Below are 21,272 nucleotides of genomic sequence, written 5' to 3' on the forward strand. Positions count from 1 at the left end.
CTAGCCTGATTGGAATTCAAAAAAAGTGGCCTTCTCTTTCGAGAGGACCACTAAGGTGTTTAATTATTTTCCAAAACATATTAAGCGTCTAAATGCTGTACGTTAAATAATCGCGCATAACTACCCTCTATCGCCATCAGCTGTTCATGCGTACCCCGTTCAGTAATTTCACCATTCTCAAGTACGACAATCTGATCTGCATGTGTAATCGTTGACAGTCTATGCGCTACAATTAGTGTAGTACGTTCCGAAGAAAGGGACTGCAGCGCTTGTTGAATTAAATGCTCCGATTCCAGATCCAGCGCCGAAGTAGCCTCGTCTAATATAAGGACCTTCGGATCCTTGAGAAATACCCTTGCGATAGCAACCCGCTGCTTCTGTCCTCCGGATAGCTTAACACCACGTTCTCCCACTTCTGTCTCATAACCCAGTGGCAGCTGCTCAATAAAATCATGCGCATTGGCAGCTTTCGCTGCTGAAATGACCTCTTCTTCCGTGGCGTTAGGATTACCGAATAAAATATTCTCACGCACAGATCCGCTGAATAAGAAATTATCTTGTAAGACCATACCGACAGACCTGCGCAAGCTTTCCTGTGTTAATTCCTGTATATCATAACCATCCATTTGGAGGCTGCCTTTACTGATGTCATAGAATCTCGGGATCAAGCTTATAAGGGAGGACTTTCCTCCACCGCTCATTCCGACGAACGCAATGGTCTGTCCGGGCTGAATACTCAGATTAATATCTTTTAAGACCCAATCATTCTCTTCGTTATATTTAAACCATACATTCTGAAAAGCAATCTCACCACGTGCATCCTTTAGCACTTTTGCTCCCGGCTTGTCTACAATATCGTAAGGCTCATTCAGCAGCTCAAGCACCCGTTCAAGAGAAGCAGAGGCTTGTGTAAGCACCGTCGAGGAATTAATCAATCTTCGCAGCGGAGAATACATCCGGTCCAGATAGCCAAAGAAAGCTACAAAGGTACCTACTGTCAAATTGCCATGAATGACCTGATAACCACCATATCCGATGACCAAAAGAGGTGCTATATCCGTTAATGTATTAATAATTGCGAAGGTCATAGCGTTCCAGCGGGTTTGCGCCATCGCTTTTTTAAGAAAGTTACCGTTGATGTCTTCAAACTGCTTCTGATCCACTTTTTCCATCGTAAAGCTGCGGATAATTGATATCCCTTGAATCCGTTCATGGAGATAACCTTGAATGCCAGCCAGAGCTTGGGAACGATCTTTCGTTAAAAGCTTAAGCCGCTTATACAATTTGTTAACAGCAATTGCGTAAAAAGGCAATACCGAGATAGACACGAGCGCCAGCACCGGATTTAAATAAAACATAAATCCCAAAGCAAAAACTAGCGTAAACGTGTCGAGCCATACATTCATCATGCCGACTTCGACCAAATTTTTGGTCTGCTCAACATCGTTAATAAATCTGGAGATGGCTTCTCCCACCTTGGTATTCTGATAATACCGCAGTGACAGCCGCTGTAAATGACTGTAAAGCTTATTTCGCATATCGAACAACACTTTACTTGTGATAAGCTGAGCAAAGTATTGGCGATAATACTCCACGGGTCCTCTTACGATAACAAATAAAATTAAGGCACCACCCAGAATAAGCATCAAATGCGATACCCGTTCCTCAATCCCCATGCTCGGGTTCATTAGGAGGTCATCAACCACGTATTTCAGAATCATTGGCAGTGTTAGCGGAATACTGAATTTGATCATGCCGATAAACAGCGTAAACACAATCAATTTCATATAAGGTCGTACAAAAGTAAAATATGATTTCCATTGCTTCACAGGAATATTCTTTCCCTTCTCTTTAGTGAGTTGCTAAGTACAGTTGACTTTTGCTCTCTACAGTGTTTTTATAATTTTAGATCATAAGTACAATTGCAGTACCGAACTTCAGGAGGATAACGATGTCTAGACAATTTGTGACGGAAGCCGTCATGATGGCGATTTACGGCCAGCTTCTCGTATCGAGCAGCCCTGTAGAATATATAGTGCCTTATACTACTGTGATGGAACTATACGAACTGCGAGACAGCGATGATCCGTTGATGAACCGTCCGGACGACGACAAGCATGTTAAGTTGAAGATTAGTGAGCTCATTGCTTATTTTGAAGAACCGCTCAACGCGAAGAAGATCAACCGCTGTTTAGCAGTGCCATGGGCGAAAAGCTCAGGTATTCTCCTTGGCGGGCAATCCAAAATCACCATCATTAACAGCATGGATACCGCTGTCTACGGTGAGATGTTCGATCCCATCGAAACAGAGCTTCTGCTGTCCTCACAACGTGAGAAAGTACCTATCCTAACGGATCAATTTGAATTGATTCAACGGATCATCGAGGGTGGAGTTCCAGTTCAGGTGTACGATATTGACGACTTCGACTTCGCTCTGGAGGAAGAAACCTCTCGCAATTTGCACTGATAACACCTATGTATTTCCAACTGGAATACCCTCATTTTTAAAGACAGCATTTGAAAAGCCCCTGCCTTTTGGCAAGGGCTTTTCCTGATTAAAATAAACAATCATTAAGACAACTATACCTGCACTTCGCCGGATACCGGCTTTGGTTCGTACTTATATTCAATGTCATCCTCTGACTCAGAGTATACGATAGATAGGTCATAACCTTCCATATACCACAAGTCCTGCTCCTCCATGTAGAACACAATATCATCCTGTTTGACCTGAATAGCTGGACGCCCAGGCGCTTCTGTAGCAATGCCCAGCGAAAAACCGGGCTGAAGTCCACCTCCCGAGCTATACCGGGGAAATAAACGAATATAGTCTCCATTCTTAAGGTCCAATTCTCTCTTAAACCAAGCTGCCGCTGCTTGACTAATTTCCATGTTCATTTCTCTCAGCTCCTTTGTATATTCTAATCATAACGAAAATAAGTCGATATTCAAACAACTTTATGCAATTAATGATTTCCCAATCCATTTAAAATTAAGTTTGACAAATTCGCGAACCGGATGATAAACTCTGAACATAACTAAACGTCTTCTAGTTATTACCAAATTAATGAAAGGGGTGAGCGCGGTGTTTACGAAGTTACAGCCATATTATTTTACTATTGTTGGAATTTTTACTCAACCGAATACCGAAGCAGCCCAAGTGATTAAGCCATCCTGAAGTTTTTGCGAGTCTTATGGACCGTATAACTTTAGTTCTTGAAGGTCTCTCACATGCTTGGTGCTGTAACGCACCGTGCGCATGATAGCTGTAAATTACAGGCATATCGTCCGTTTTCGGATGATATGCCTTTTTTGTTTGCTGAAGAGATAATCACTTGCGCTTTTATCAGCATCACAAGCAATCATTACAACCTGAAAGGAAGGGATTTACTTGTTCTCTGTTCTTCGCGATCTCGGCTGGTTTTTTCGCCGAGAAAAAAGGCGTTACCTGATTGGACTCATATTACTCATAGGTGTAGGCGTTCTTGAATTACTCCCTCCACGTCTGCTAGGCAATGCCATTGACGACATAGTACGCGGTTCGATTACTACAGCTTCGCTTGCCAAATATATCGGCATGATCTTTATTTTGCTGCTAGTTATTTATTGGATTACCTACATATGGATGCACAAACTTTTCGGAGGTTCCAACCTTGTTGAGCGCCTGCTGCGCTCCCGATTTATGAATCATCTTATGACTATGACACCCTCGTTCTTCGAAAAAAATAGAACTGGTGACCTCATGGCCCGGGCAACCAATGATATCAGAGCCGTCTCAGCTACCGTAGGATTCGGGATGCTTACACTGGTGGATTCTACAATCTACCTCACGGTTGTGCTGTTTGCGATGGGCTTTCTCGTGAGTTGGAAATTGACCCTTGCAGCAGTATTACCATTACCCCTAATTGCAATAGCTATGATTTTTTATGGTAAAGCTATTCATGATCGATACAGCTTAGCGCAGGATGCATTCGGAGATATGAATGACCAAGTGCTCGAATCTGTCTCTGGTGTACGCGTAATCCGTGCTTATGTCCAAGAGCGTCTTGATGAAAAACGTTTCTCGGATATTACTGAAGATGTTTACAACAAAAATATGGCCGTAGCTCGTGTCGATGCTTTCTTCGAACCAACTATCCGCTTCTGCGTCGGACTCAGCTACATTATTGGTCTTACTTATGGGATTTACCTTGTATTCCGCAATCAGATCACACTGGGTGATCTAGTCTCCTTTAATATGTACCTCGGTATGATTGTATGGCCGATGTTCGCTATTGGAGAATTGATCAACATTATGCAGCGTGGCGGAGCTTCCCTCGAACGTATCGACGAGACGTTAAACTCCAAACCCGATGTTCAAAATGCTGCCCATCCCGTTCAAGTTCCCCATCCTACTCGAATCGAGCTTAACGATGTGACTTTCCGTTATCCTTCTTCGACGATAGACAATCTAAGCCATGTCAACTTAACCCTGAACCAAGGGCAGACATTAGGTGTAGTCGGGCGTACAGGAAGCGGGAAATCTACACTGCTCAAACAATTGCTCCGCGAATATCCGACAGGTAATGGAGAGATCCTTATCTCTGGCGTGCCTATTCAACAGATTTCCCTGGATCAGCTGCATAGCTGGATGGGTTATGTTCCACAAGAGCAAATCCTTTTCTCCAAATCCGTTCGGCAAAACATTCAGTTTGGTCTAGACAACGCCGGTGACGATACGATTATGCAAGCCATTACAGCTGCCGCTTTCCAGAACGACCTGGGCACATTGTCCGATGGTCTGGATACTCTGGTGGGTGAACGTGGTGTATCCCTCTCCGGTGGACAAAAGCAACGTGTCTCTCTGTCCAGAGCTTTTATCGCTAATCCTGATATTCTTATTCTGGACGATGCCTTATCAGCCGTTGACGCTCGTACGGAAGCTCAGATTATCGACAATATCCGGAATGAACGTGCCGGAAAAACCACATTAATCTCTACTCACCGTCTCTCCGCCGTCCAACATGCCGATATGATTGTTGTACTGGATAACGGACAAATCGTTGAGCGAGGTACACATCAGGAGCTGTTGGATTTGAATGGCTGGTACCGTGAACAATATGATCGGCAGCAAGTCGAAAATAACTTATCGAATGATTAAACTACAACCATAAATAAACGAGCTACGACTACGCAAAACATTTTAGGAGGTGTCACGGTTGACACAAAGTACAGGCAAACGCCTGCTGGAATATGCATTGACCGCAAAGAAAACCTTTATCGCAGCCCTTCTGCTGCTTTCAATCGGGGTAGCGGCAGAGCTGGCAGGTCCATTTATAGCCAAAAGCATGATCGACAATCACATGCTGGCCATCGAGAAGCCCTATTTCAGCACCACGTCTCCCGATAAGGCGGCTGAATATAACAATAGTTTATACAAACGCGGCGATCGCTTTGAGCCTGGTGAAACTAAAGGCCAAGAAATTCGTGTTCTTCAAGCAGGGAGAAGTTTTTATTTTATTAACGAAGCTGTAACACAGCCTGACGGTGAACGAAAGTTCATCGATGGAGAGATGCATATCACCCGTGGTGATAACGAAGTTATCTATCCGGCGGTTAAGCTATCGGCCGATGAGCTGTTCGCTTTTTACAAACCTGAGCTTCCTGGAATCTATCAGTTGGTCGGAATGTATGCTATTTTTCTTGTAATCTCCATCTTTGCTGAATTCGGAAAAACCTACTGGCTGCAATCTTCGGCGAATCAGGTAATCCGGAAGCTGCGGACAGATGTATACGCACATATCCAGCGACTACCCGTTCATTTTTTTGACAATTTGCCTGCTGGTAAGGTAGTGTCGCGGGTTACAAATGATACCGAGGCGATTAAGGATCTATTCATTGCCGTTCTTTCCAATTTCAGCACCGGTATTATCAATATAACTGGCGTATATATCGCTCTGTTCTTACTTGATGTCCGTCTGGGTCTGATCAGCTTGTTCATTGTACCTATTCTTGTGCTGTGGATCGTGCTCTATCGCAAAATTGCGACCAAATACAATACGATCATTCGCTCACGTCTAAGTGAAATTAACGCCATTATTAATGAATCGATTCAGGGGATGTCAATCGTCCGGATATTCCGCCGTCAGAAGCAGCTTAGTGCAGAATTTGAGAACCTGAACGATGATTACTTGAAATATCAGAATAAAATGTTAAATCTGAATGCTTTCACGTCCCACAATCTGGTGAACTCACTTCGTAGTCTCTCTTTTGTGATGGTGCTTTGGTATTTCGGACATGGCAGTATTACTGGTTCAACCTTTGTATCCTTAGGCGTTCTGTATGCCTTTGTCGATGTGCTCGGACGTTTGTTCCAACCTATCACAGGTATGGTGAACCAGTTGGCGAACCTGGATACTTCTATGGTATCTGCGGGACGTGTGTTTACGCTTATGGATGAACCTGGAGAGAATGTTACTGACGGCTCCATGCCACGCTACAAAGGAAAAGTGGAATTTAAGAATGTATCTTTTGCTTATAAAAAAGACTACGTCCTTCGCGATATCTCCTTTGAAGCACGCCCGGGTGAAACTGTCGCTCTTGTAGGTCATACGGGTTCCGGCAAAAGCTCAATCATCAATCTGCTGTTCCGGTTCTATGATCCACAAAAAGGCGATATTACGATTGACAGTCAAAAGGTTACGGATATTCCGAAGCAGTGGCTGCGGAATCACATGGGCATCGTGCTGCAGGATCCGTACCTCTTCACGGGCACCATTGCTTCGAACGTCAGCCTAGGGGATGAACGAATTTCACGTGAACGTGTAGAACGTGCATTGCGTGAGGTTGGTGCGGATAAGTTGCTCGCTCATCTTCCACAAGGATTTGATGAACCGGTAATTGAGAAAGGAAGTACTTTATCTGCGGGTCAGCGGCAATTGATTTCTTTTGCGAGAGCTCTCTCCTTTGACCCAGCTATTCTTATTCTAGATGAAGCTACCTCCAACATCGATACAGAAACGGAAAGCGTCATTCAGGATGCGCTGGAAGTTCTCAAAAAAGGACGCACCACTTTCATCATCGCTCACCGCTTATCCACGATTCGCAGTGCAGATCAGATTCTAGTCCTACATCACGGAGAGATCGTAGAACGCGGTAGCCACGATGAACTGATGGCGCTTGGCGGAAGATACTTCCGTATGTACCAGCTGCAAGTAGGTGCCGCTGCTAACAGCTCTGACGATAACGCTGGCGCAAGCAACCGTCCAGCACTCGGAAACTTGCAACCCTCTCTTGAGAAAATGTAATTTACAACCCTGAGTCACTTCATTGTGATTCAGGGTTTTTTCCTGCTTGATCTTAGAACAGATGTTCTGTATTATGGGAATTAATACATATCCTTGGAGGAGTAAACGATGCTTACTTATAATCTGACTAAGAAACAAGCCAGGCTGTTTCTGCTATCTCATCAAAAGTTAACTGCCGGAGCTATCCCTTCCGGAAAACTTAGTATTTATGACTATGTTCGTCACGTAGGCTGCATCCAATATGACCCCCTTAATATTGCCGGCCATAATCATGAGCTGGTCCTCCAAGCACGGATTCCGGGATTTACGCCAGAACTGGTCCAAGAGCTTCTGTATAAAGACAGGTTGCTCGTTGATGGCTGGGACAAGAACATGTCTATTTATTGTACAGAGGATTGGCCTTATTTTAAGCGGAGAAGAACAGCTGCTGCCTCCCACCATCAGGCTAATGAGCCTGTAATGGTCGCTGTAGCACAGGTTCGTGAAGAGCTTCAGAAGCGCGGTCCCCTCTCCTCTTTGGATTTAGACGGAAAGGAGAAAGTAGATTGGGCTTGGGCTCCGACAAGATTATCACGAGCTGCAATGGAAAGCATGTACTTTTGGGGAGAGATTGTTGTCCACCATCGTGTACATACTCGGCGATATTATGATTTCGCTGAACGTTTGTTACCCTCAGAGCTGCTGAGTTCAGCCGATCCAAATGTCACGGAAGAACAATTTCACGATTGGTATGTGATACGTAGAATAGGAAGTATCGGCTTGTTATGGAATAAATCTGGAGACGGATGGCTGGGCATATCCGGACTGAAGAGCAAAGAGCGTGCGGCGGCGATTCAGAGATTGCTGGAGAAGGATAGTCTCAGAGAAGTTTGGGTCGAGGGGATTAAGGTTCCGCTTTATATCCGCAGTATAGATGCTCCAACCTTGGAGTCTGTGATGCTGCGAGAATCTGAAGAGATTGGGCTTCAACCACGTGATTCATTTGCGGCTGTTTTGGCTCCGCTGGATAATTTGTTGTGGGAACGCGAGCTGGTTCGGCAATTATTCGGATTTCATTACCGCTGGGAGGTCTATAAGCCGGCAATAGAACGAGAATATGGTTACTATGTACTGCCAATATTATATAATGATCGTTTTGTTGGCAGATTTGAACCGGTGATGGATAAGAAGAACCAAACATTGAATATTAACAATTGGTGGTGGGAACCTGGAGAAAGCCTAACACCGGAGATGATTCCGGCATTAGGCGAAGCTTTAACTGCACTCTCTCGCTGTGTTAGAGCTTCTTCGGTTCATTTTAGACCAGAGGTTGTAACAGCTTGCGGCTTAGAAGGATTATTACAATAAGTTTTCCTCCTCTAATCCAAGCTTCGTGAACATTTCTGTGCAGTAGCCTTGCAGTTTAACTTCAAGTCTACTTGCTTTATTTTTAAAACGTTTCAGCTCCCGAATCATTTTAGCTCTTCCGGCAGGCGTAAAGGTTTCCTGTATACGCTCTTTAAAGTAATCATGAACGATGTAATTACGTTGTTTCCACACTTCCTCCAACTGAGCGGTTTCTTGCTCCGAGAAAGGAAAATGATGTTGGATTTCTTTGATGAGTTGGCCGAGTGAATTGCTGAGTTTTCGCTGATAAAGGTCTGTCAGATCTGCTTCTGTTGGCGTTTTTCCTTGTGATAGCTTAGTAAGCAATAGCAAGTTGGTAAGCTGCTGCTCGAGGGCCTGTCCATAATAAACTGCCAGTCCAAAATAGGCGAATAACTCTTTCGATTGTTCACTCTCAGGTACATATGTATCCTTCATCTTTTCCCCCACTTCTGTATCCTTGTTCCTTTTATCTATACAAGTTATGTTTTGTTGTAATCCCTCTGTCTTGATCTGTACAAATAAAAACCGATAAGCAGTGTTATATATACTAATGCTTGTGCAAATGAACCTAACAACTCCGCTAATGACAATGTATCAGCTTTCATCATGGCCTCCATTACAGGAGTTACTGGCGGCAACAACCAGATCAAAAAATGAAATATACCAGGCAAACTTTCGCTGATTTGTGCTCCACCCAGTGATAGTACAACGATAGCTAATAACATACCTGTTGCGTGACTGCCTTTTTGAATCCAAGAAGATTGAAAGAATAGGGCAATAGCCACACCAAGCATACCCAACAATCCATGTCCTATAAGCGCTAGAATTAACCGATATGCCCCAGGTGATTCTGCGAAATGACCTGTTACCCAAGGATAAAGGACAATCAATATATCTAGCAGCAACGTTAGAAAACAAAGCGTTAAGATACTACCTGCACTATGTTTTGCCGCACTTCGCATGTGAACAACTGCAATCTGCCGATGAACAGCGTGCTCATGATTCAAAAAACTAAGACTCATCCAAGCGCAGCTTATAAAGAGCATTACTGCTGTAGCGGCATAGCTATTCATAACTGGATTGGGCTTATAAGAATACAATATCAAGACTGCAATCACAATCCCCGCTAACGGGCCGAAATAACGCTGAGATCGAGTATAACTTCGCAGCATGTAAACGATAAACGGATACACGTTAGCCCCCCTTGGTTCAACTCCTAGGATTCATCCATTTTTCTAAGTCATGCGATCCTCCGCGAGGTTCTACCGATTGTATTGAACCACCCGACTCCAAGATAACCCGCAAAAAAGCATCTGATACTGAACTTGTTACTGTCAACGCTGTACGTGCTATGTTACAACTATCCTTAAACGTATTTATTGCAATAAAACCTGCCATTTCCTTCAATTGCTGCAGTTTCTGAATCGACAGATTAGACAATAGTATGTATGTAGAGGGTTTAAAGTTCAGCTTCTCTGACCCCTGAATTGACTTTACAATTTTCCCTTCATGTATCACATGAACCTGATCCGCAAGCAATTCAATCCATTGGGGTTCATGTACAGAGAAGACTATAGCAGTACCCTTATTTCTCAAACCAATAAGAAGCTCAGCTAACTTATTCATTGAGGGGAGATCAAGGCCCGACATAGGCTCATCAAGAAGCAGCAACGAGGGACTTCCCAGCAAGCTTTGAATCAAATTAATTTTTTGCAGCATTCCTTTGGAGAAATTTAGCATCGACTGCTTGCGAAAGTGCTCCAGCTTAAAAAGTTGAAATAACGTTGTTAGCTCCTGCTCGATCAGGACTGGCGCAAGGCCGCTAATCTGTCCCATACTTCGCAAGTACTGTTCTGGGGTCAGCTTCAACCCTGGAAACATCTCAGGTGCATAACCAATTCTCAGATTTGAATCCTTACAACTCAGCTTTCCAGAGGAAATATGGACCAGTCCAGCTAAGATTGACAACAGCGTACTTTTGCCGGATCCGTTCCGTCCGATCAGAGCAGTTGCAGTCCCCTTTTCAATAGTAAACGATACATCTTCCAATACGGGTCGGCGTCCATACTGTTTACTGATCTGTTCTAATTCTATCAGGGGAATAGCAACATCTATACTACCGCTGGCAAAGTTACGATCTACTAAGTTCGCCACTTAACATTCTCCCTTCATATCTACTGTTAATTCTCCGGTTCCCTACGAATTTCCTCTTCTAGGAATCAAAAAAATGAAAGAACTGCCATAGCAGCCCTTTCTAAAACTTCCTTTCTATCCAGTATTCCTCCCCTTTTTTTCTACCAGTAGCATTAATCAAACAGACCTGGATATAAAAAACCAGACTATTGCTATATTTCTACAGCAACAGTCTGGCTATTAGTTCATATATGAGAGTTAAGCTATACGATCTTACGCATATACCTCAACAGCATCGCTAATCAAACGGCATGCCTCTGCAGCTTTACGGCAGGCATTAATACATTCTTGGCAGTGATTATGTATATGCTTGCTGCTCTCATCTGCGCATGCTTCACAAATCTCCGCACATAGTTTTAGAATTCCAGATACAAACGGACTTTGACGAGTCATTGCTTGAATGGCATAAGAACAAATATCCGCACATTCACGATCGAGTCGCATGCTCTCACGAAGTGATGCAAGATCATATTCTTTTAGGCTTGAGACATAGCTGTAGTTACAGGCATTCATACTTTCGAGACAAGCGTCAATGCACTCCTGATATTGAATTCGGGTCATAGCCTTCAACCTCCTGCATTTTTAATGGGTATGCCTTACTATTAACCTACAAGATTAGGAATGAACCACAGCTTCTTCTGAAGCAGAACGGATTACAGGCTTCTTTTGATCGTGCCAGGCCGAACTAAAATACGTCCTTCCATCTCCAGCAGCTTCGTGCGTAACTCACTGGATGAGAAGTGTTCCCCGATAAATACAGCTACGTCTGGGACTTCGCCTTGAGGTGTGATTTTCATAAAATCAGCTTCACGGTAAGCATATTGAAAAAGAAAACGACTGGAGGTGTCATTAAAGGTCACAATGCCTTTAGCCCTATAAACATCCCGCGGAAGCTCCTTGACGAACTGTTCAAAGGTCTCGCTGTTGACAGGTCGTTTGAAGTAATGTGTGTATGCCATCACGTGATCATGAGAAGCATGGGTGCCTCCTAAAGGTAGTTGAGCTTCCTCATGCACTTGGCTTTCGCTGTCGCTCTCTTCAAGCTGTGTATCCGTAAGAACTCCACCTGCACTACGCAGGAGCTCCTCTGTGTCGATCTCACAACGCTCCGCTGGCATAATCGGTGCATAAGAATTCCATTTTCGCAGAACAGTTGTGATCTCTTCCGCTTCATCTGCTGAGACACGGTCAGTTTTATTCAGAATCAAAACAGATGCGCAGCGAATTTGCTCCTGCATCAGTCGATAGGTTGCCCCCTGCTGCGCACGGTACAATTCGAGCAGATGCGCGGCGTCAACGACGGTGATCAAGCTTTTTAGCTCGACTTTTTGATACAGTGAAGTTTCGGTTACACCATCTACAATTTCCAACGGGTTCGCCGCACCTGTGGCCTCAATAACAACCACATCAGGTGATTCCTTCTTGATAAGAGTAGTTAGCTCTGTGCTAAGATCCCCTCGGATAGAACAACAGATACAGCCGCCGAGCAGCTCTGCCATAGGAACGGTTTGCTCAACCAGCAGCCCATCCAGGTTCACTTCACCCAGCTCATTCATCACTACTGCCGGGCGCAAGCCCTGATCTTTCCAATGTTCCAGCAGGCGCTGCAGCAGGGTAGTTTTGCCGCTTCCCAGAAATCCTGACAATATATACACAGGTACAACCTGTTCCATGATTCATCGCTCCTTGCAAATTACGGGTATGGTAGCGAGTTTACTACATGATGCCAAAGCACGCAAGCGGCACACCTATAACCTCAAAAGAATAGCGATTGATAACAAAACTTGTCTTTGCCTTCCCCATACCCTATCATGAGAACATCTCTAATTTAGGAGCTGATCTCATTGTCATCCGTTGAAGAACATCGGAAGGAAGCACCACAATCCGTTTCCTGCTACATCATTACCGTCTCAGACACCAGAACTACTGAAACAGATACCGGTGGAGCATTAATCAAATCCATGCTCGAGGCTGCCGGGTATGAAGTTATTGGTCATACCATTATCAAAGACAACTATCAGGACATTCGTGAACTACTCTATAAAAACGCTGATCACACTGAAGTTGAGGCCGTGTTGCTGACAGGTGGAACAGGAATCTCTCCCCGTGATACCACCTACGAAGCAGTTTCATCCTTGCTTGATAAAACGCTACCGGGCTTCGGTGAGATTTTTCGAATGTTAAGCTACACAGAGGACATTGGTTCGGCGGCAATCCTTAGCCGGGCAATTGCAGGTACGATTGGCAACACAGCTGTTTTTTCTATGCCTGGCTCCACTGGAGCCGTTAAATTGGCTATGGAACGGCTCATTATCCCGGAGCTTCGTCATGTAATGCGAGAGATATACAAACAATAATCCCACCCATTTTTTTATAAACTAGACAAATAACCAAGCATGCCTTTGTTCTGTGCGTATAATACGGTAAGTTCACACACAAAGGAGCTGAAGGAAATGTCAGAAGGATGTCCAAAATGCCCGGCCCAAACTGTCACTGACCCACCTAAGGTGGTTTATCAAGATTACTACCACCCTCAAGTTGTGAATGTTATTCACCCGGTAGAAATCGTTAGACGCCATCACTGTGTCCCAGTTCCTCGTCATTGCTACACCTATTCTGTTAAAGATATCATGTGCGATAACTCCATGATGCCTAGAGGCAGAAGATAACTCTACTTCATAACTCTATCAAAAGAATCCTATAAGTGAGAGAAACATCCATGTCCATCGCATGGGGATGTGCTCTCGCTTTTTTCTGTATAAAAGATTTGACAAACTTGACCATTCCCCCTATAATTTTGAACACTTTACGCGAAAGTGGTTTTTGATTAACCAAACAGTTAATCGGAAAGGAAAGAGATGAGCTCACTCCAAACTTTAAATCGAAAGATCAAAACGGTCGTCAGTCCTTTTCATGAGTTATTATGCAGTCTGCATGTCTTCCATCAACCAGAACACCATCCAACAAGATTACAATGGGCTCTGGAGCTCAAGAAAAGGATGCCTCTTGCTCTACAGGAGAACATCCACACACTTGGGCAGTTGTCAGACCGTTGGATCGCTCTGCTAGATTTACCGGACCGTATGGGTGTCCCTATTTCTTGCAATCAAGGAATCACCCTACTCAAAAAACTTCCGGATGCAGAGCTAGTGTATCTATTTATGAATCAAGAAATTGCACTAAGTACCCTAGTCGAATGGCTGAATGAATCTGAAAGCAAGCGTTCGCTGATGAAGTTGAGTGGAAACGTGAAGTACCTGATAAACAATCTGGCTAGTGTTCGCAAGCTGTTAATCTCAACATTAATTACATACGAACATGATTATTTCGGGCAGGAATGGGACTATATTGAACCATTTATGAACATCTCAGCCGCTCAGTTTCAAGACTTAGCCAGTCGATCCCCGGAAAAGGCACTAAATACGCTCCACCCACGCCTCCTCGCAGAGAACGGGACTCTAACAGTTCAAAAGGCAGTAACGTATTACTTTTCTTATGAACAGCTTGGACAAGTGTACGTTTTTCCTTCTACTTTCATATTTCCGCATCTGCTTGTTGGCTGGTACGAAGATACTTTATTTTTACCACTCACGGTGGATGTTCCCGGTCTTGCCTTTAGTGAAGGACCGCCGAGTGACCTGTTGCGCCAACTCAAAGCTTTAAGTGATGATACGCGGATGCGAATTCTGAAACTACTGTGGAAAAATCCACATTGTACCAAGCAGCTTGCGCCAATATTGGGTATTTCTGAAGCTGCGGTCTCTAAACAGCTAAAACAACTAAGTGAAGCAGGATTTACCCAATCACAGCGAAAAGGGAATTATTTATTTTATTCAGTGAACAAAGAAGTCTTTGATAATCTTCTCGTTCTGCAAAGGCAGTACCTTGAACAATAAGGTTAATGAAAGGTGTGAGTACAGTTGTGGCATATCGCTATCGCAACTCTAAAAAGAAACCAAAAATCTAATCTTAGAGCCTTTCCCTGGACCTTTACATTCGGGCACATTATTGATGGAGTTTATCTAGTCATCATCTCTTATTTTTCTTATGTGTATCTAATCAATGGGGATATAGATTCAAAATTCGCTATCTATAGTGGCAGTGATGACTATCTGACCTATGTAATTATTGGAGGTATGCTCAGTATATTTTCCGTCAGTATGATGATGAATGTATCCAGGGCACTTATTACCGAATGGAGAGAAGGTACACTTGAGGCACTGTTGCTCTCCCCTTCAAGCCGGAGCGGTTATTTTCTAGGAAACGCAGTCCAGCAGTTGTATCGAAGCGGGGCGGAATTGCTGGTGGTTCTCTTCTTTGGCCTTTTGGCAGGACTTCGGCTCCCCTCTGTTCACTTTATATCTCTCCTCGTGGGAATTTTGCTGTTTTTACTATCATGTTATGCGATGGCGCTGGTGCTAGGAAGCATTATGCTTTATACAAGGGACACCTTCATTGTTCAAAATACTCTATTTACGATAACTGCTCTACTATGTGGATTTCAGTTTCCAAGGCAATACTTGCCTGACTACTTGCAGGCTATAGGTGAGATTTTCCCATTGACCTATGCGCTACAACTGCTACGAGGCACGCTGCTAACTGGAGAATCAATACGATTAATTGATGCATTGCCTATCATACTACTTAGTGTTGTATACATAACGGTTGGTCAATGGACAAATCGGCGCATAGAGCGCGGGTTGTTCGAACGTTTCTAAAACCTTGGAGGGTGAAAACCATTGATAAACATGCATGAAGTTACTAAAATTTACGAAAGCAAACACAGACTGGGCTGGTTCCGTTCGGAAAAAAGATCAGTGACTGCAGTGAAATCACTATCTTTAGATATCGCTGCGGGGGAAATCGTAGGTCTTCTCGGTCTAAATGGCGCTGGAAAAACCACTACAATCCGTATGCTCTCTACTCTCCTAGAGCCAACCTCAGGCAGTATTGAAGTCGATGGAATGTCACTGCACAAGAATCGACAGGCCATTCAGCAAAAAGTAAATATGATCGCCGGAGGAGAACGAATGTTGTACTGGCGACTCACTGGTAGAGAGAATCTTCAATACTTCGGTAAACTCTATGGAATGAACAGCCCTCAAATCGCTAGAGAAGCAGAACGTCTTCTGGAGGAAGTAGGTTTGACCCAAGCTGCTGACCAACCCGTTGAGCAATATTCTAAAGGGATGAAGCAACGACTGCAAATCGCCCGCGGACTTATCAACGATCCACAATACTTATTTCTAGATGAGCCCACACTTGGCCTTGATGCCCCCATTGCCAGGCAGCTTCGCGGTACGATAAGAAAGCTTGCACTGGACAGTGGAAAGGGTATCCTTCTGACCAGCCATTATTTGCAGGAGGTCGAAGAACTCTGTGACCGGGTTTATGTACTGAATCGAGGCGAGCTTCTGCTCTGTGACAAACCTGAGCGGATTGTCCATCAGGTTGCAGGCTCGCAAACTGCTCATTTAGAGGTTACAGGCTGGCATGAATCACTTCGTCCCAAGCTACTAGAGCATCTACGAACATATACTCAGCCTGCGGAATTAATGGGTGTCTGCGCAACAGAAAAACTTGAACTTCGAAATGATGGACTGCAGCGCATTTCTGTAAAGACACCTTCGGCTGATAGGATCATTACAGAGCTGCTGCCATGGACTACGGAGCATGGGCTTAGCATTAAAAGCTTCGCATCCGAAAAACCTAATTTGGAGGATGCGATTATCCTCCTTTCGGAAGGAAGGGTATCATGAACTTACATAGCTTATGGTTTACCCTTAGCGCGGAGATCACTAAGCAGCATCGAAATAGAGTTAAGGGACGCGCAGTGTTTTTTTCACTTCTACTCTGGCCGGCGCTCACCTTTTTAACCACCTACTTTACTATGCAGCCCTTTAGAACAGGAGCAGGATCAGCACTCTCAAAAGTTATACCAGATGGACGGATTCCCCTTTTTCTGCTGAGCGGATATCTCGTCTTTCAGTTATACTGGACGGTTGTGCAAGCCGCATGGTTATTCGAACAAGAACGCAAAGGGGGCACACTTGAGGTAGTGTTCCTAACCCCAGCGTCAAAAATGGCCTTCCTGTATGGACGTTCCATATATTCACTATTTCACGGAATATGGATGTTCGCTTGTTTCTCCATCCTGACTTTCATTTTTCTTGCGGATGCAACGACTGTTAACTGGGGCGCCTTATTGCCTGTATTAGTACTTATCATGATATCAGCGGTTATATGGGGAGCTTTGCTGTGTGCGATATCTCTATTCTCAAGGGATTCAGGGCTACTCTATTACATCTTTCAAGCACCAATGGAGCTGTTTGGTGGGGTTCGTATTCCACCAGCGGTATTCCCAGCATGGGCAACGGGCCTATCCCTTCTGTTTCCACTCACATATAGTCTGGTTCTCGTGCGCGGGGCGTTATACGATAATATCGGGATTAGCTGGTGGTGGGCTCTCGGCGCTTTAATCGTAGGTAGTTCTTGTCTTGTCATTTGTACCCGCTATCTTCTGGTTAGGGCAGAACAACATGCAAGAGTAAAAGGGAATTGGACTTTATTCTAATTGTAAATGACCAAGTCTTTAACACATAGGACCTAAATGACGTTATTTGCCGGTTCTTAGCTTTTTCAGAAGTTTCGCGGACTCCAGTGACACTATTCCTTCAAAAAGGGTTCATATTGGGAGTTTTTAGGGCCGATAACTGCTATGCAGTCCGTTAGAATTCCAAATGGGAAAGAAGACTGTGTTTAAGGTCAGTGGTGTCCGAAAACTGTTTCTTACGCGCAAATGCTCCCTAACCACAAAAAACCCGGCAGACAAATCTGCCGGGTTTTTTCATATTTTATATGCTGGAGATAAACACATCTTATAAGTCAGGATGTTCGTGTTTTGCCTTGAGACGATTCCAACGGCGCTCAACTTCTTCTTCGAAGCTGTGCAAAGCTGGCTCATTCTCAGGTTTCAACAAGTGACGAGTTTTACCCATTGTCTTCAGCCATGCTGAGAGCTCGACACGTTTGCCCTTGTCTTCAGGATTATATGTGATATTCGTAGAACCATGCTCTACTTCATATAACGGGAAGAAGCAAGACTCAACAGCTAATGAAACGATGTTAGTGCCTTCCTTATCATCAGACATCCAGTTTAGCGGACATGCGATCAGGATTTTACCATACACCAAACCTTCGTTTTGTGCGTACCACTGTGCTTTTGCCGCTTTTTTCACCAGATCCTGCGGATAAGCCTCCGAACCCGTGAAGACATAAGGAATGTTAGTAGCCGCCATAATTTGTGCTGTATCTTTATGCTGAGTCACTTTACCTTGCTGCTGCTTGCCGATACTGGAGGTTGAAGTACGATGACCCAGTGGTGTCGAATAGGACTGCTGTGCTCCAGTATTCATGTAACCCTCGTTATCGTACTCTACAATAATCATTTTGTGACCACGCAGCGCAGCTCCAATTGCCGGTCCCATCCCGATGTCCATGCCGCCATCTCCGGTTACCATAACAAACGTAAAGTCCTCTTTAAGCCCTAGTCCATCCAGCTCACCGCGACGTTTGCGTTCCCAGAACATCTCTACGACACCGGACAAGGTAGCCGCTCCATTTTGGAAAAGATTATGGATAAACGTTGATTTATGGGAGGAATACGGGTACCCCGTAGTCGTTACCATGGCACAGCCTGTATGATAAAGTGCGACGATATCCCCTTCAATCCCTTTGAAGAAAGTCTCTAGTCCTGAGAAAATCCCACAACCCGGACACGCACCATGCCCTGGGGAGAGCCGTTTAGGTTTCTTCGTCAAGCTGCGTAGCGGCGGAATCCGTACGCTTAATTTGCCCGTTGCTTCATCCTGTTTCACAGTGATCAAGCCTGTCTTCAGTGAGTCAAAGTCCATTGGCTTCAGAAGACGTTGTGGAGCTTTATCTGGTGTACCCGGATTGTGGCCGTAATAATCAAATGGTATGTCTACTCGATCTGCAGCAACAGCATCAATTGCTAATTGGAAAAATGCATGACCATCTTCTGCGTAGAAGTCCTTACCACCCAAACCGTAAATACGGCTTATTACTTTAGTCGTAGTGTTGCCATATGTGAACAGGGCTGCCTTAATTTCATTGACCATGTTACCACCGTGTCCGCCAACAGAATCTGCGCGGTCACCAACGGTGATTGCTTTAACGTTTTTCAGCGCTTCAGCAATTTGCTTCTGCGGGAAAGGACGGATCATATTCGGCGAGATTGCACCGGCTTTGATTCCTTGCAAACGAAGCTGATCTACAACATCCTTAATAATCTCAGAGGCAGAATTCATCAAGAATACTGCTACTTCAGCATCTTCCATCCGATATTCCTCGATCATTGGATAATAACGTCCGGTTAACTCAGCAAATTCCTTCGCGATTTCTTCAAAAACTTCACCCGCATTGTACATAGCTACGGACTGTTGATAACGGTTGTTAATATAGTCAGGTTCGTTCATATAAGGACCAACGGTTACCGGATTATTGCGGTCTAAAGTATCGGTGAAACCTGTTGGAGGTTGTGCTCCAACAAATTTATGAACATCCTCCCGATGAGTAAAGGCCTGTACGCGGCGCTTCTGGTGGGAAGTGAAATATCCATCTGAAGCCACCATTACCGGAAGACGAACTTTAGCATGTTCAGCAAGCTTCAATGCCATTAGGTTCATATCATAAACAGATTGTGGATCCCGGCACATTAAAATAGGCCAACCTGTATTCAGGGCAAAATACAAATCAGAATGATCCCCGTGAATATTCAGCGGTCCAGAGATCGAACGGCAGATTAGATTCATAACCATAGGCATACGCGTACCAGCTTGTACAGGCAATTGCTCAAGCATGAACATATAACCTTGGGCACTGGTAGCATTAAATACACGTCCGCCAGCCGTTGAAGCGCCATAACAGATTCCAGCAGAGCTATGCTCGCCATCTGACGGAATCAGCATAATATCATGCTGGCCGTTCGCTTTCATCGTATCAAGAAATTGCGCTACTTCTGTCGATGGAGAAATCGGAAAATACCCCATTACATGATAATTAATCTGATGAGCAGCATAAGCTGCCATTTCATTGCCGGATTCATATAGGAATTTCTGCTCTACTTTAGCAGAGCCTACTTCTTTTTCATAATCTATTGCCACGTGTATTCCACCTTTCCTCCGTTAATTAGGCCTCAGTAACGAGATCAAAAATATGCCGGACCGTATGACTCTCTGCGTAGCCTTCTTCCTCACGTTCGCCAGACAAGGCAGTTGTAGGACAAGCTTCTACACATTTTAAACAGCCTTTACAGTATTGGTAATCAATACCTTGCAGGAACATTTGTGGACGCCCCTTCTTATCAGGCTGCTCATCCCAAACAAAACACAGATCAGGACACACCGTATCGCACTGCGCACAATGAATACAATCCTCCTGCTTAAAATGAGGCAGCAAACCGGAGCGAGAAATGCTCAAGTTCTTTAAAAAGCTGCTCCCAGGATTCGTAATGGTACCGCCGATAGGCTGTGTTTCATAACCCAATGCGGAAATATCAGACCGCACGAATTCAGGCATTGTCACGCCCGCAGGCAGTGGAAAATGCATAAACTTAACTTCATTAAATCCACGGTCGAAAGTAGTCAGCGCTGACTGTACTGCCTGTGGATACTTTTTGCCTAGTGATTTCTCTATAACGCCTTTCATAATTTCAGGGTCCAAGAAATCACACATCCGGAACAACGCGCCCAGCATCGCCATATTAACGCGGTTTTTCTCATCTAAGGCGATAGTTGTAGCATCAACGACTGCAATAGTTCCTGCCATCATATTCAGGGAGGATTTCAATTCCTCCGGCGATTTTGCTGAGTTTACCAATACTGTGCTATGTTCATAAATTCCGCTAATTACGTTAACTGTCTTTGCTAGTGCTTCGTGAAATACCCCAACAACATGCGGACGCTCAACCGGAGACGTGTCACGAATAGGTGTGTTCAAATCACAAAACCGGATATGCGCTTTTACCGCTGATCCCTTCTTCTCCGAACCATATGACGAAAAGCTGACCCCATTCATTCCAGCACCGACAACACCTGCTTCCGCAAGCATTTTACCAGCCAGGTTCGCACCCAACCCTCCAATTGACTCCAGACGAATCTCAAAAAATCCGAGCTCGTTCACTTTTGGTAACTGTACCACCGACATAGCCCCTTTCAGAATGTCATCTAGTATAATATCCTTTTGACTTTTTCAACGATTGTAACTTGATTTCGCAAGACGCGAAGTGACAAATCTTGCATTTTCCAAGTGTTGCCTAAGCTTATTTATCTACTTTCATTTAGCAATAAAATTAAAAATTAAGATGTTAAATTCATCACATTGTTCATGATAAATATCACACAC

General features: G+C 44.3%; 18 protein-coding genes. 9 read left to right on the forward strand and 9 right to left on the reverse strand.

The window, feature by feature from the left end:
• Window positions 1-80 precede the first annotated feature (80 nt).
• Window positions 81-1,829 (reverse strand): ABC transporter ATP-binding protein, encoded by a 1,749-nt coding sequence (locus MKX34_RS18265; RefSeq protein ID WP_076213460.1) that lies wholly within the window; start codon window positions 1,827-1,829, stop codon window positions 81-83.
• 122 nt (window positions 1,830-1,951) lie between these two features.
• Here MKX34_RS18265 and MKX34_RS18270 point away from each other — a divergent pair, with 122 nt between their 5' ends.
• On the forward strand, window positions 1,952-2,467 hold the full coding sequence (locus MKX34_RS18270; RefSeq protein ID WP_038571616.1) for a hypothetical protein: 516 nt from the start codon (window positions 1,952-1,954) through the stop codon (window positions 2,465-2,467).
• A gap of 113 nt (window positions 2,468-2,580) precedes the next feature.
• Here MKX34_RS18270 and MKX34_RS18275 read toward each other — a convergent pair whose 3' ends face one another.
• On the reverse strand, window positions 2,581-2,898 hold the full coding sequence (locus MKX34_RS18275) for a HesB/YadR/YfhF family protein (RefSeq protein WP_076296507.1): 318 nt from the start codon (window positions 2,896-2,898) through the stop codon (window positions 2,581-2,583).
• Between the two features lie 493 nt (window positions 2,899-3,391).
• On the opposite strand from MKX34_RS18275, the gene MKX34_RS18280 reads away from it, so the two are divergent.
• From MKX34_RS18280 to MKX34_RS18290, 3 genes are all read left to right on the forward strand, one after another.
• Window positions 3,392-5,140, forward strand: coding sequence for an ABC transporter transmembrane domain-containing protein (locus tag MKX34_RS18280; protein WP_038571619.1), 1,749 nt, complete (start codon window positions 3,392-3,394; stop codon window positions 5,138-5,140).
• 58 nt (window positions 5,141-5,198) lie between these two features.
• A complete protein-coding gene (locus MKX34_RS18285) occupies window positions 5,199-7,286 on the forward strand; it encodes an ABC transporter ATP-binding protein (RefSeq protein WP_076296506.1) in 2,088 nt (695 codons plus the stop codon).
• Window positions 7,287-7,394: 108 nt separating this feature from the next.
• Window positions 7,395-8,633 (forward strand): winged helix DNA-binding domain-containing protein, encoded by a 1,239-nt coding sequence (locus MKX34_RS18290; protein WP_038571622.1) that lies wholly within the window; start codon window positions 7,395-7,397, stop codon window positions 8,631-8,633.
• On the opposite strand, the gene MKX34_RS18295 is transcribed toward MKX34_RS18290, so the two are convergent.
• The 5 genes from MKX34_RS18295 to MKX34_RS18315 all read right to left on the reverse strand — a co-directional run bounded on the left by MKX34_RS18295 (window position 8,625) and on the right by MKX34_RS18315 (window position 12,520).
• On the reverse strand, window positions 8,625-9,089 hold the full coding sequence (locus MKX34_RS18295) for a hypothetical protein (protein ID WP_038571625.1): 465 nt from the start codon (window positions 9,087-9,089) through the stop codon (window positions 8,625-8,627). The genes MKX34_RS18290 and MKX34_RS18295 overlap by 9 nt on opposite strands.
• Before the next feature lie 44 nt (window positions 9,090-9,133).
• Window positions 9,134-9,847 (reverse strand): hypothetical protein, encoded by a 714-nt coding sequence (locus tag MKX34_RS18300; RefSeq protein ID WP_036688027.1) that lies wholly within the window; start codon window positions 9,845-9,847, stop codon window positions 9,134-9,136.
• A gap of 16 nt (window positions 9,848-9,863) precedes the next feature.
• Window positions 9,864-10,808 carry an ABC transporter ATP-binding protein gene (locus MKX34_RS18305; protein WP_076273307.1) on the reverse strand — a complete coding sequence of 315 codons (945 nt, stop codon included), beginning with the start codon at window positions 10,806-10,808 and terminating at the stop codon, window positions 9,864-9,866.
• A gap of 252 nt (window positions 10,809-11,060) precedes the next feature.
• Window positions 11,061-11,408, reverse strand: coding sequence for a four-helix bundle copper-binding protein (locus MKX34_RS18310; RefSeq protein WP_036688030.1), 348 nt, complete (start codon window positions 11,406-11,408; stop codon window positions 11,061-11,063).
• A gap of 92 nt (window positions 11,409-11,500) precedes the next feature.
• Window positions 11,501-12,520, reverse strand: a complete 1,020-nt coding sequence (locus MKX34_RS18315) for a GTP-binding protein (protein WP_038571630.1) — start codon at window positions 12,518-12,520, stop codon at window positions 11,501-11,503.
• 165 nt (window positions 12,521-12,685) lie between these two features.
• On the opposite strand from MKX34_RS18315, the gene MKX34_RS18320 reads away from it, so the two are divergent.
• The 5 genes from MKX34_RS18320 (at window position 12,686) to MKX34_RS18340 (ending at window position 17,421) form a co-directional block, all read left to right on the forward strand.
• Window positions 12,686-13,204 carry a molybdenum cofactor biosynthesis protein B gene (locus MKX34_RS18320; RefSeq protein ID WP_036688034.1) on the forward strand — a complete coding sequence of 173 codons (519 nt, stop codon included), beginning with the start codon at window positions 12,686-12,688 and terminating at the stop codon, window positions 13,202-13,204.
• 501 nt (window positions 13,205-13,705) lie between these two features.
• The gene (locus MKX34_RS18325) at window positions 13,706-14,743 is read left to right on the forward strand and encodes a metalloregulator ArsR/SmtB family transcription factor (protein WP_080742514.1); all 1,038 of its coding nucleotides are present in this window, start codon (window positions 13,706-13,708) and stop codon (window positions 14,741-14,743) included.
• 24 nt (window positions 14,744-14,767) lie between these two features.
• Window positions 14,768-15,565: an ABC transporter permease gene (locus MKX34_RS18330; RefSeq protein ID WP_036688041.1), complete on the forward strand. Its 798-nt coding sequence runs from the start codon at window positions 14,768-14,770 to the stop codon at window positions 15,563-15,565.
• A 30-nt stretch (window positions 15,566-15,595) separates the two neighbouring features.
• Entirely contained in the window at window positions 15,596-16,606 is a 1,011-nt protein-coding gene (locus MKX34_RS18335) for an ABC transporter ATP-binding protein (protein WP_038574550.1), read from the forward strand.
• A complete protein-coding gene (locus MKX34_RS18340) occupies window positions 16,603-17,421 on the forward strand; it encodes an ABC transporter permease (protein WP_076103969.1) in 819 nt (272 codons plus the stop codon). The genes MKX34_RS18335 and MKX34_RS18340 overlap by 4 nt, the downstream gene beginning before the upstream one ends.
• A gap of 304 nt (window positions 17,422-17,725) precedes the next feature.
• Here the strand turns inward: MKX34_RS18340 and MKX34_RS18345 are convergent, their stop codons facing one another.
• Window positions 17,726-20,032 (reverse strand): thiamine pyrophosphate-dependent enzyme, encoded by a 2,307-nt coding sequence (locus MKX34_RS18345; protein WP_076103970.1) that lies wholly within the window; start codon window positions 20,030-20,032, stop codon window positions 17,726-17,728.
• A 25-nt stretch (window positions 20,033-20,057) separates the two neighbouring features.
• Window positions 20,058-21,068, reverse strand: a complete 1,011-nt coding sequence (locus MKX34_RS18350) for a 2-oxoacid:acceptor oxidoreductase family protein (protein ID WP_038571642.1) — start codon at window positions 21,066-21,068, stop codon at window positions 20,058-20,060.
• Window positions 21,069-21,272 lie beyond the last annotated feature (204 nt).

It is taken from the genome of Paenibacillus sp. FSL R5-0636, assembly GCF_037974255.1.
GTDB classification, from domain to species: Bacteria; Bacillota; Bacilli; order Paenibacillales; family Paenibacillaceae; genus Paenibacillus_AQ; species Paenibacillus_AQ odorifer.